At 63.7% G+C, this 10,669-nt stretch carries 10 protein-coding genes, 1 tRNA gene, 1 other RNA gene and 1 pseudogene; 7 read left to right on the top strand and 6 right to left on the bottom strand.

Going from position 1 to position 10,669, the window contains the following annotated elements; genetic code table 11:
• Together VFA16_RS22880 and ffs are read right to left on the bottom strand one after the other, a co-directional pair.
• Positions 1 to 834 (bottom strand): aminotransferase class I/II-fold pyridoxal phosphate-dependent enzyme (locus VFA16_RS22880; protein WP_324970032.1); only part of this gene is annotated, 834 nt, incomplete at its 3' end.
• 75 nt (positions 835 to 909) lie between these two features.
• Positions 910 to 1,004: signal recognition particle sRNA small type (ffs, locus tag VFA16_RS22875), an RNA gene on the bottom strand.
• Between the two features lie 56 nt (positions 1,005 to 1,060).
• Here ffs and VFA16_RS22870 point away from each other — a divergent pair.
• The 3 genes from VFA16_RS22870 to VFA16_RS22860 all read left to right on the top strand — a co-directional run bounded on the left by VFA16_RS22870 (position 1,061) and on the right by VFA16_RS22860 (position 3,175).
• Positions 1,061 to 1,146 (top strand) — tRNA-Ser (locus tag VFA16_RS22870).
• Positions 1,147 to 1,229: 83 nt separating this feature from the next.
• A complete protein-coding gene (locus tag VFA16_RS22865) occupies positions 1,230 to 2,063 on the top strand; it encodes a hypothetical protein (protein ID WP_324970031.1) in 834 nt (277 codons plus the stop codon).
• Positions 2,064 to 2,101: 38 nt separating this feature from the next.
• On the top strand, positions 2,102 to 3,175 hold the full coding sequence (locus VFA16_RS22860; RefSeq protein ID WP_324970030.1) for a dihydrodipicolinate reductase: 1,074 nt from the start codon (positions 2,102 to 2,104) through the stop codon (positions 3,173 to 3,175).
• 19 nt (positions 3,176 to 3,194) lie between these two features.
• Here VFA16_RS22860 and VFA16_RS22855 read toward each other — a convergent pair whose 3' ends face one another.
• On the bottom strand, positions 3,195 to 3,533 hold the full coding sequence (locus VFA16_RS22855) for a DUF732 domain-containing protein (RefSeq protein WP_324970029.1): 339 nt from the start codon (positions 3,531 to 3,533) through the stop codon (positions 3,195 to 3,197).
• Between the two features lie 354 nt (positions 3,534 to 3,887).
• On the opposite strand from VFA16_RS22855, the gene VFA16_RS22850 reads away from it, so the two are divergent.
• Together VFA16_RS22850 and VFA16_RS22845 are read left to right on the top strand one after the other, a co-directional pair.
• Complete coding sequence (locus VFA16_RS22850; RefSeq protein ID WP_324970028.1) at positions 3,888 to 4,319, top strand: MmpS family protein; 432 nt, start codon at positions 3,888 to 3,890, stop codon at positions 4,317 to 4,319.
• Positions 4,316 to 7,225 carry an MMPL family transporter gene (locus tag VFA16_RS22845; RefSeq protein WP_324970027.1) on the top strand — a complete coding sequence of 970 codons (2,910 nt, stop codon included), beginning with the start codon at positions 4,316 to 4,318 and terminating at the stop codon, positions 7,223 to 7,225. Before VFA16_RS22850 ends, VFA16_RS22845 begins: the two co-directional genes overlap by 4 nt.
• 156 nt (positions 7,226 to 7,381) lie before the next feature.
• Here VFA16_RS22845 and VFA16_RS22840 read toward each other — a convergent pair whose 3' ends face one another.
• Positions 7,382 to 7,840 (bottom strand): DUF5078 domain-containing protein, encoded by a 459-nt coding sequence (locus VFA16_RS22840; RefSeq protein ID WP_324970026.1) that lies wholly within the window; start codon positions 7,838 to 7,840, stop codon positions 7,382 to 7,384.
• 115 nt (positions 7,841 to 7,955) lie between these two features.
• Between VFA16_RS22840 and VFA16_RS22835 the strand changes: the two genes are divergently transcribed.
• Positions 7,956 to 8,585 carry a cutinase family protein gene (locus VFA16_RS22835; protein ID WP_324970025.1) on the top strand — a complete coding sequence of 210 codons (630 nt, stop codon included), beginning with the start codon at positions 7,956 to 7,958 and terminating at the stop codon, positions 8,583 to 8,585.
• Between the two features lie 57 nt (positions 8,586 to 8,642).
• Complete coding sequence (locus VFA16_RS22830; RefSeq protein WP_324970024.1) at positions 8,643 to 9,290, top strand: cutinase family protein; 648 nt, start codon at positions 8,643 to 8,645, stop codon at positions 9,288 to 9,290.
• 138 nt (positions 9,291 to 9,428) lie between these two features.
• Here VFA16_RS22830 and VFA16_RS22825 read toward each other — a convergent pair whose 3' ends face one another.
• On the bottom strand, positions 9,429 to 9,710 hold the full coding sequence (locus tag VFA16_RS22825; RefSeq protein WP_324970023.1) for a GlsB/YeaQ/YmgE family stress response membrane protein: 282 nt from the start codon (positions 9,708 to 9,710) through the stop codon (positions 9,429 to 9,431).
• A gap of 336 nt (positions 9,711 to 10,046) precedes the next feature.
• Positions 10,047 to 10,598, bottom strand: a pseudogene (locus VFA16_RS22820) (type 1 glutamine amidotransferase domain-containing protein); the annotation flags it as partial.
• Positions 10,599 to 10,669: the final 71 nt, after the last annotated feature.

The following is a 10,669-nucleotide window of genomic DNA, read 5'->3' as shown; positions in this document are numbered from 1 at the left end:
CAAATACCAGGCGATATTGCCCAGCGAGCCGCCGAAGAAGCTGACGCCGGCACCGGCAAAAGTGATCTTCGATGTTGACGCGAAGACATACGGCCGGTTGGGGTTGCCGGCTGTCGCGGCCAGTCCCAGCACGTCGATCTGTCGGACAAAGTCCAGCGTCAACGTGTGCACCGCGTAGGCGTTGTCCCAGAACAACCGGAAATCGTTTGCCGCCGTGTGCATCTGGACAAGACGGCGAGCGGTCTCCCATGAGTAGGTGACCCCGGTGGGGTTGGAGAACACCGGCACCGCCCACATGCCCTTGATGGTGGGGTCGACGGCGACGAGCTCTTCGATCAGGTCGACGTCGGGTCCGTCGTCGCGCATCGGGATGGAGATCATCTCGATGCCCATGCTCTCGTTGATCGCGAAGTGCCGGTCGTAGCCGGGAACCGGGCAGAGGAACTTGACCGCCGGTTCGTCCTTCCAGGGCCGCGGCGAGTCCACGCCGCCGTGCAACATCGAGAAAACGATGACGTCGTGCATCATCTCCAGGCTGGCGTTGTTGCCGGCGATCAGATTGGGCACCGGGATGCCGAGCAGCTCACTGAAGATGGCCCGCAGTCCCGGTAGCCCATGCTGCCCGCCGTAGTTGCGGGTGTCGGTGCCTTCTTCGTCGCGGTAGTCGTCCCCCGGCAGGCTCAGCAGCGCATTGGACAGGTCGAGTTGCTCACCGGATGGCTTGCCGCGGGTGAGATCAAGGGCCAGCTTCTTGGACTGCAGTTCCGCATAGTCCTGCTGGTGGCGAGCGTGCAGAGCCGTTAGCTCCTCACGGCTGAGGGAATGAAACGACACCATGCGCCTTTCACCGTCGAATGCCGTGGGGCCAGTGGGATCGGTTCTGGGTCGGGCCGAGGGGCCAACACCAACCTGGGGGGACCCCGCGCACCCGCCAGAGCCCATTGACCCTTGCTGCCTTCCGGCCCTGGGGGAGTTCACAGGATAGACGCCGCGCGGGGTCCATCGCGAGTGTAGTACCCCGAAGCCATAGCAATTGCCGCCAGGCAGCTACCATGACCGAGGAGGATTCGCCTAGTGGCCTATGGCGCTCGCCTGGAACGCGGGTTGGGTTAACAGCCCTCGCGGGTTCAAATCCCGCATCCTCCGCGCACGCGGTCCGAGGTGCGGCCGGGCACGATGGTCGGCGTTGGCCGCCCTTGGATCGGCTCGATGACGGCTTGAGGAGGGGCATGGGGCGCAAAGTCGCCATCCTGTGGCATGCGTCGTTTTGGATAGCTGCCGGCGCCCTCTACTTCTTCTTCGCCATCCCCCGCTGGCATGAGCTGATGGGCAAAATCCCTCACGCGCTCGGGACGGCGGGCCGCATCGGCTGTGGCTTGTTGATCGGGCTGGCCGCGCTGCCGGTGGTGTTCACCCTGTTGCGGACCCGCAAACCGGAGTTCGGCACCCCGCAGCTGGCCCTGTCGTTGCGGACCGGATCGGTCGTGGCGCACGTGCTCGCCGGGGTGCTGATCGTCGGCGCCGCGATCAGCGAAATCTGGCTGAGCCTCGACGCCGCCGGTCAATGGTTGTTCGCGATCTATGGGGCCGCCGCGGCCATCGCGTTGCTGGGCATCTTCTCCTTCTATCTGTCGTTTGTCGCTGAGCTGCCCCCGCCGCCGCCCAAGCCGCTCAAGCCGAAGGAAGCCAAGCGGCGCGGTCGTCGCAGAAAGCGCAAGGACGAAGAGGCCGAGGCAGGCGAAACCGAGAAAGAGCCCACCGAAGCCGCGGGCGCCGAGGAAGCGGAGCCAGCGGAAGCGGAAGCCGCCAAGACCGAGGAAACTGTCGAGGCCACGGAATCGGCCGCCAAGGAACCCGACGCGGCTGCCAAGGAGCCCGACTCGACTGCCAAGGAACCCGACTCGGCAACCGAGGAAGGCGCCGGCGACGAACTCCCCAGCGCCGAGGACACCGTCGCGGCCGAGGGGCCCCGGGGTGGATTGCGCAACCGCCGCCCCAGCGGCAAATCATCGTCGCGGCGACGCAGGCGGTCGCGCGGCGGAATCGCGGTCGACGACAAGTAGGGCTGTCACCGCCCATTCCTGTTCCATATGCTGAGCGAGTGCCAAACAGTTATCGCGTCGTTCAGTGGACCACGGGCAATGTCGGCAAAAGCTCGGTGGAGGCAATCGCAGCTAATCCCGCGTTCGAACTCGTCGGCTGTTATGCCTACTCACCCGACAAGGTGGGCCGCGACGTAGGAGAGCTGTGCGGCATCGACCGGCTGGGCGTCGCCGCCAGCGACGACGTCGATGCGCTGCTCGCGTTGAAACCCGACAGCGTCGTGTACAACCCGATGTGGATCGACGTCGATGAGCTGGTACGCATCTTGTCCGCGGGCGTCAACGTGGTGACGACGGCCTCGTTCATCACCGGGCACAACTTGGGCCGAGGCCGCGAGCGCATCGCCGAAGCCTGCCGCAAAGGCGGCTCGACGATCTTCGGCTCCGGTGTGAGCCCCGGATTCGCTGAACTGCTGGCCATCGTGTCGGCCATGGTGTGTGACCGGGTGGACAAGGTCACCGTCAACGAGGCCGCCGACACCACCTTCTACGACTCGCCGGCCACCGAACTGCCGGTGGGATTCGGCAAGCCGATCGACCACCCCGAACTGCCGGCGATGACGGCGCAAGGCACAGCGGTGTTCGGTGAGGCAGTCCGGCTGGTCGGCGACGCGCTCGGGGTCGAGTTCGACGAGGTGTGCTGCGAGGCGGAGTACGCAAAAACCACCGCCGATCTCGACCTCGGCTCCTGGACCATCGCGGCCGGATGCGTCGCCGGGGTCTACGCGAGCTGGCAGGGAATCGTCGGCGGCAAAACCGTCGTCGAGCTCAACGTTCGGTGGCGCAAGGGCCAGACCCTCGAGCCGGACTGGAAAATCGACCAAGACGGCTGGGTTATGCAGATCGACGGGCGGCCAACGGTGAAGACCACCGTCGGGTTCTTACCGCCGCCGGATTTCCAGGCCGAGACAATCGCCGACTTCATGACGCTCGGGCACATCATGACGGCGATGCCCACCATCAATGCGATTCCCGCCGTCGTGGCCGCCGCGCCGGGCATCGCCACGTATAACGACCTGCCGTTGACGCTGCCGCACGGCGCGGTCTCGCCGGCTTCTCGGCCGGCCGTCTAACGGCGGGGTATAGAGGTAATCAAGCTTGCGCGGGCGGAATGTTTTGCATGACCGGTGCCAGGTCCGGGCAGTAATAGCCGATCGCAGTGCCGAGGAACTGGTACGCCTGAACCTGCGTGGTGCCCCGCGGCAGGTTGTGCATCAAGAAACGAGACGATGCGGCAGCGTCGGGATCCACATGGTCACCGAGCCGCCGGCAGGCGATCTTGGCCAAGTACGGGTTGTAGTCGTGCGGGCCGTAGATGCCGTAGGTCTGGAGCTGGTTGTCGAAATCAGTGTCGACGTCGGCCTTTGCCGGCGCAGCCAACGCAATGGCGGCGGCGGCGAGGGCGACGAACGCCAGCCTTGTTGCCTTCATGGGCTGGATCGTACCGCCCCTGATGCGAGTCGTAATGTGACTTCGCACGGTGTGGAACGCATGGCCTCCGTCACCAGCTATCCAGCGCCACCAATTCATAACTTGCCCTTTCCACCCGGTTTCCGTGAGCCACGTCTGCCTATTAGACTAACTAAGGTTAAAAACAGGCTAAGTAGTTGAACGTGTTCACGCTAGCTTTCACCGGCACCGCAAAGGGCACCGCAAGAAATGAAGGTTTCAGTGGCAATCGCAATGAGGTCGCATCTCAGCAGGCCCGCTGATCTACGGGACAGTCTCGTGTACACCGCGGACATCGCCCGCGATCAACGGTAGCGACGGGAGGCGCGAGGTCCGATGTTTGGCGCTCTCAAACGGGTGTGGATGCCGTTGATCGTCGCGGCGGTGATCGCCGTCGCCGCGTTCACCGTGTATCGGGTTCATGGTTACTTCGGTGCTCACGGGAATGCCGGCGGCGCGTCCACCAAGTACGAGGACACCAAGCCGTTCCATCCCAAGGTGGTGACGTACGAGATCTTCAGTCCGGACGGGGGTGCCGCGGACATCAACTACTTGGACCTCAATGCCACGCCGCAGCGGGTGGACGGAGCACCGTTGCCGTGGTCGCTCACGTTGAAGACCACCGATCCCGCGGTGAGCCCCAACATCGTGGCGCAGGGCAGTAGCGACACTCTCGGTTGCCGCATCACCGTCGACGGTGTCGTCAAGGACGAAAGGATTTCGAACGGCGTGAATGCCGAAACCTTCTGCTTGGTGAAGTCCGCATGAGCAGACATATCAGCGACGCACCGACCGACGTCATGCCGGCCCCGGTTGAGGCGGTGCGGTCGAAGCTGCCGCTGTGGATCCACCGGCTGGCGGTACCGATCATTTTGGGCTGGATTGCGGTCACCGTGATCCTGAATGTGGTTGTGCCCCAGTTGGATGTGGTGGGGCAGATGCGCACGGTGTCGATGAGCCCCAAAGATGCGGCGTCGATGATCGCGATGAAGCGCGTCGGTCAGGACTTCCACGAGTTCAAATCCGACAGCTCGGCGATGATCGTGCTGGAAGGCGACCAACCGCTCGGCGATGCGGCCCACCACTACTACGACGAGCTGATCCGAAAAATCAGGGCGGACACCAAACACGTCGAGAACGTCCAGGACTTCTGGAGCGACCCGCTGACCGCGGCGGGTTCGCAGAGCCCCGACGGCAAAGCCGCTTACGTCCAGGTCTACCTCGCGGGCAATCAGGGTGAAAGCCTGGCCAACGAGTCCGTCGAGGCGATCCAGGACATCATCAAGAAAACCCCGCCGCCGCCCGGCATACACGTCTACGCCACCGGAGCGGCCCCGCTGCTGGCCGACCAGCACCTTGCCGGCGACCGCAGCCTCAAGCTGATCACCGCACTGACGTTCCTGGTGATCATCGTGATGCTGCTGTTCGTCTACCGGTCCATCGCGACCGTATTGCTGGTGATGGCGATGGTCTTCCTCGAGCTGGCGGCAGCCCGCGGCGTGGTGGCATTCCTGGGTTACCACAACCTGATTGGGCTCTCGACATTCGCGGTCAACCTGCTGGTGATGTTGGCCATTGCCGCCGCGACGGACTACGCCATCTTTCTGATCGGCCGATATCAGGAAGCTCGGGCTCTCGGCGAGGACCGAGAATCGGCTTTCTACACCATGTATCGCGGGACGGGACATGTGATTCTCGGCTCGGGCCTGACGATCGCCGGCGCCACGTTCTGCCTGCGCTTCACCCGGCTGCCTTACTTCCAGACTCTCGGTGTTCCGTTGGCGATCGGCATGCTGGTCGTGGTACTTGCCGCGCTCAGCCTGGGCGCGGCCGTCGTGGTCGCGGCGAGTCACTTCGGCTTGCTGGAGCCCAAGAGGGCGATGCGAATCCGCGGATGGCGAAAGATCGGTGCGGCGGTGGTGCGCTGGCCGGCTCCCGTCTTGGTGGCGACGGTGGCGGTCGCGCTGGTCGGCCTGATCACATTGCCCAGCTACCGGCCCGGTTTCGACAACCGCTATTACATGCCGGCCGATATCCCGGCAAACGTCGGATATGCGGCCGCCGACCGGCACTTCTCCCAGGCCCGGATGAACCCGGAGCTGTTGCTGATCGAAACCGACCACGACATGCGTAATCCGGCCGACTTTTTGGTGATCGACAAGGTGGCCAAAGCGGTCTTCCGGGTGCCTGGCATCGGGCGTGTGCAGGCCATCACCAGACCGCTGGGAACCCCGATCAATCACTCGACGATCCCGTTCATGATCAGCATGCAGGGCACCACCCAGCAGCTGAACATGAAGTACATGCTCGACCGCATGAACGACATGCAGGCGCAGGCCGATGAAATGCAGAAGACCATCGAGTCGATGGAGCAGATGCTCAACATCACCAGGCAGATGGCAGATACCACCCACAGCATGGTCACCAAGATGCACGGGATGGTCGGCGACATCGAGGAACTCCGGGACCACATCGCAGATTTCGAGGATTTCTGGCGGCCCATCCGCAGCTACTTCTACTGGGAGAAGCACTGCTACGACATTCCCATCTGCTGGTCGCTGCGGTCCATCTTCGACGGGCTCGACGGTGTCGACATACTGACCGATGACATCGAGAATCTGATGCCAGATTTGGATCGGCTGGATACGTTGATGCCGCAGATGCTGACGATCATGCCGCCGATGATCGCCACCATGAGGACCATGAAGACGTACATGCTGACGATGCAACAAACGATGGGCGGCATGCAGCGTCAGATGCAGGCGATGATGGACAATCAGTCGGCGATGGGCCACGCCTTCGACGATGCGAAAAACGACGACTCGTTTTATCTGCCGCCGGAAGCCTTCCAAAACCCCGACTTCAAACGCGGCCTGAAGATGTTCCTCTCACCTGACGGGCACGCGGTCCGGATGATCATCTCGCATGAGGGGGATCCCGCGTCGCTCGAAGGCATTTCGCATGTCGATCCGATCAAACGCGCTGTGCACGAGGCCATCAAGGGAACCCCATTGGAGGGCTCCAAGGTGTACCTGGGTGGCACCGCGGCCGTTTACAAGGACCTGTCCACGGGAGCGGCCTGGGACTTGATCATCGCCGGAATAGCTTCGCTTGCTTTGATTTTCATCGTGATGCTGGTCATCACGCGAAGCGTGATCGCTGCCGCGGTCATCGTCGGCACTGTATTGCTCTCGCTGGGCAGCGCATTCGGGCTTTCCGTGCTGATCTGGCAGCACATCATCGGGCTCGATGTGCACTGGATGGTGCTGGCGATGTCGGTGATCATCCTGCTGGCAGTCGGTTCGGACTACAACCTGCTACTGGTGGCGCGGTTCAAAGAGGAGATCCACGCCGGGCTTAAGACCGGCATCATCCGCGCAATGGGCGGCAGCGGCTCCGTCGTCACGTCGGCCGGCCTGGTTTTCGCCTTCACCATGATGGCCATGGCGGTCAGCGACCTGCGGGTCATCGGACAAGTCGGAACCACCATCGGTCTCGGTCTGCTGTTCGACACCTTGGTGGTGCGTTCCTTCATGACGCCGTCGATCGCTGCGCTGCTCGGCCGTTGGTTCTGGTGGCCACAGCGCGTGCGCACCCGGCCCGCCAGCCAGCTGCTTCGGCCGTATCCGCCGCGTCCTGTAGTTCGTGAACTGCTGCTAGACGACGCGCCCTAGCGGCGACACCAAGATCGGTGCGGCGACGACGGCGTCTTCAGCAATAGCGCTGCAGCGCAACTGATTCAACGATGCCAGCCGGGACCCTATTGGTCCGGCTTCCTAGGGTCCTATCGCCGAACCATTCAGCGATCAACGGAGAAGTAGAAGCTCCGCTTACCAGTCCCACACGGACATGTCACCCGGCGGATAGTCGGCGCAGTGGTCGGTCTCTTTAGCGACGACGCCCTTGTTGTTGAAGAAGATCTTGAAGTTGTTGACCCATTGGATCGTCATGGGATCGCGCACACCGGGCTCGTACAAGTGGTCGGAGTATTGCCTGCGTTCCGCCGGCGACAACGAGAAAAACCAGTGCGCCTTGTCTTGGACTGCCTGCTGGAAATTCTGGTGGTTGTGGTAGTCGTTCATGTACCGCTCGTAATAGACCGGAGCGTAGTCTCTGGCAGCCGCCAGGAGTTGCTCGGCGGTGCAGGTCGTCTCAATCATCCGGTGAGGGATTGGATAGTCCTCCGTGGAGTCGGCTGCAGCGCGGCCGGGGAAGGCCGTCGCGGCGATACCGAGGGCGAGCGCTGCCGCGCCCGCGCAAAGGACGGGTTTCCGGTGATAGCGACGCATCCGTTTACTATAACTCCCGGATAAACCCCTTTGCGCGCTCTAGCGGAATCAATCGGGCATCACACCAGCCTGCCAACCGGGCCCGACAAACGCTGCCGTGTGTCAGCATCGAGTGATGAGTGCGCGGACCATCGCGTGCCTCGTGGCGGCTGCCGCTGCGACCGCCGGCAGCCTGCTGAACACCTCGACTGGTGCGTCAGCCGATCCCTGCCCCGACAGTGAGGTGGTGTTCGCTCGCGGCACCAACGAGCCGGCGGGCGTCGGTGCGGTCGGCCAGGCGTTCATCGACTCGCTTAGGTCGCAAGCCCGTGGGCGGTCAATCGGGGTCTACGCGGTCAATTACCCGGCGACCGACGCCTTCGCCAGCAGTTCGTTTGCCGGTGCCGGTGACGCACGTGCTCATATCGAGAACACGGCCGCCAGCTGTCCCGGCACCCGAATGGTGCTGGGCGGATATTCGCAGGGGGCGGGTGTGATCGATTTGGCCACCGAATCCATGCCGCCGCAGGTGGCCGACCACGTCGCTGCGGTAGCGCTGTTCGGCAATCCAGAAAGCACGTTTGCCAGGACGTTGGGTGGCGGCCGGCTTCCCACAATCAGCCCGCTGTACCGGCCGAAGACCATCGACTTGTGCGTCGCCGACGATCCGATCTGTTCGGAAGGCAGGAACCCCGCCGCGCACGTCGCGTACATCCAGTCGGGGATGACCAACCAAGCCGCGTCGTTCGCCGCTGCTCGGCTCTAGCGCGAGGGTTGCGGGTGCGGGTCACGGCCAAGGCCGCCGATATGTCAGCATGCAGAGATGACTTTCCGCGACGTCGCTCGCATTCTCGGTGCTGCTGTGTTGATGACTGGGGCGCTGGTCAGCGTCCCCATGCCGCCTGCTCAGGCCGATCAATGCCCAAGCAGTGAAGTGGTGTTTGCTCGCGGCACCGGCGAGCCTGCCGGTCTCGGTGGGGTTGGCCAAGCGTTCGTCGACTCGCTTCAGTCACAACTGCCTGGGCAATCCATCGGGGTCTACGCGGTCAACTACCCGGCGACCAACGACTACGTCAATAGCGCGTTGGCCGGTGCCAGCGATGCGAGCGCTCATGTCCAAAACACCGTGGCGACGTGTCCCAACACCAAAGTGGTGCTTGGCGGGTATTCGCAAGGCGCAGGCGTGATGGATCTGGTCAGCAACCAGCTGCCGCCCCAGACGGCCAATCACGTCGCCGCGGTCGCCCTCTTCGGCAACCCGTCTAGTAGCTACGCCAATTCGCTGACGAACGGTCAGATCCCGGCAGTCAACTCGGCGTACCGCCCCAAGACCATCGACTTGTGCCTGCCCGACGACATCATCTGCGCGGACGGCGGCAACATGGTCCCTCACCTTATGTATGTCCAGGCCGGCATGCCGGATCAAGCCGCGACATACGTGGCCAGTCGGCTGCAGCCGTCGCCGACATAGTCGACTCCGAGCGCCAGTTGTGCCGCTTCCCAAGTGTTTTGAAGCGGTAACGACTCGGCCCGTCATCCATTTCGGATGCGGGCCGACCCGTATTAGCCACGCCGCAGTTGGACGGCTGGCTGGCTTTGCGCGCGTGGACTACCGAAGCGTCCCGGTACGGCGGCGGCCTGTGACGGCCTCGTAGATCGCGATCAGGATGACGGCAACGACGATCCCGACGATGAACGGAATCCAGGCGATTCCGCCGTTGGCGTTGTGATACCCGAACGCGCCGGCCACAGCTGAGCCGATCAAGCCACCTACGGCGCCGATTAGCACGGTCATGATCATGCCGATGCTCTGCCGGCCCGGCATGACGAGTCGCGCGATTACGCCGATGATGGCGCCCACGATGATGGCGAGGATGATTGATCCGATCATTGCTGCTCCTGTCGTAGCGGCGCCCGGTCCGGCGCCCTGTTCCACATGTGTTCCCCGTACTGGCGGCCTTGTAACGTCGCTTGGGCCGTCCCGTTTAAGGCGCGTAAGGCGCTAAGTGTCGCGCCCGCGCCCCGCTAACGCTCGCGGCAGAGTGAGAAGGATTTTCGACAACGACGAGTTGAGGGCGAGCCCTGCGTAGGTGGCCAGGCCAACGCCGGTGAGCGCGGCGACTGCTGAGGGCTTGGGCAACCATCTCAGCGCGGCTACTGCCACGCCGGGCGGAGCGCTGAGCTGTGGATCGGACTCGCGGTGCCCATCGGACGTGGTCGACTGTGGTGAGGTCTTGGCGTCGAAGGCGTCCAGCATTGCGGCGACGAACGCCGCCATGTCCTGCGGGCCTCTGCTGGTGACCAGATTTCCGTCGCGAACAACCTCCCGATCGAGCCAGGTGGCGCCGGCGTTCACCAAATCGTCGCGAATTCCCGGCCAGGAGGTCAGAGTCCGCCCGTCGAGGACTCCCGCCGAAGCCAGCACCCACGGCCCATGACAGAGCGTGACAATCGGCTTGCCGCTTTCGGCGAAACCCCGCACGAATTGCCGTGCCTCAGCCGACTGCCGCAGCAGGTCGGGGTTGATAAAGCCACCGGGCAGCAGCAGCCCGTCGTAGTCGCCGGGATGGGCTTCGCTGACCGTCTTGTCGACGCCGACCCGGGTGGCCGGCATATGCAGATTGACACCACGTATCCGGCCGTGGCGCAGCGAGACGATGTCGACCTTGGCGCCGGCCAACTGCATAGCCCGCAACGGGAAGACGAGCTCGACCTTTTCGAAGCCGTCGGCGGCGAGGATGGCAATCTTGCGGCCCTGGAGCCGGCGCATGTTGGGCATGGCCTGCGAGTACCCGGCGCCGTGCCTCGGCACACAGCGCCTGGGTTTCCGTTCGACCGCTCAGTCGGTCC

This window comes from Mycobacterium sp., assembly GCF_035653355.1.
Taxonomy (GTDB): domain Bacteria; phylum Actinomycetota; class Actinomycetes; order Mycobacteriales; family Mycobacteriaceae; genus Mycobacterium.
This window is presented reverse-complemented; position numbering and strand designations above follow the sequence as displayed.

Bases quoted from the DNA above. Each gene is read 5' to 3' on its own strand.
- VFA16_RS22835 (WP_324970025.1), top strand. From the start codon at position 7,956: ATGAGTGCGCGGACCATCGCGTGCCTCGTGGCGGCTGCCGCTGCGACC.
- VFA16_RS22845 (WP_324970027.1), top strand. From the start codon at position 4,316: ATGAGCAGACATATCAGCGACGCACCGACCGACGTCATGCCGGCCCCG.
- VFA16_RS22855 (WP_324970029.1), bottom strand. From the start codon at position 3,533: ATGAAGGCAACAAGGCTGGCGTTCGTCGCCCTCGCCGCCGCCGCCATT.
- VFA16_RS22830 (WP_324970024.1), top strand. From the start codon at position 8,643: ATGACTTTCCGCGACGTCGCTCGCATTCTCGGTGCTGCTGTGTTGATG.
- VFA16_RS22840 (WP_324970026.1), bottom strand. From the start codon at position 7,840: ATGCGTCGCTATCACCGGAAACCCGTCCTTTGCGCGGGCGCGGCAGCG.
- VFA16_RS22825 (WP_324970023.1), bottom strand. From the start codon at position 9,710: ATGATCGGATCAATCATCCTCGCCATCATCGTGGGCGCCATCATCGGC.
- VFA16_RS22865 (WP_324970031.1), top strand. From the start codon at position 1,230: ATGGGGCGCAAAGTCGCCATCCTGTGGCATGCGTCGTTTTGGATAGCT.
- VFA16_RS22850 (WP_324970028.1), top strand. From the start codon at position 3,888: ATGTTTGGCGCTCTCAAACGGGTGTGGATGCCGTTGATCGTCGCGGCG.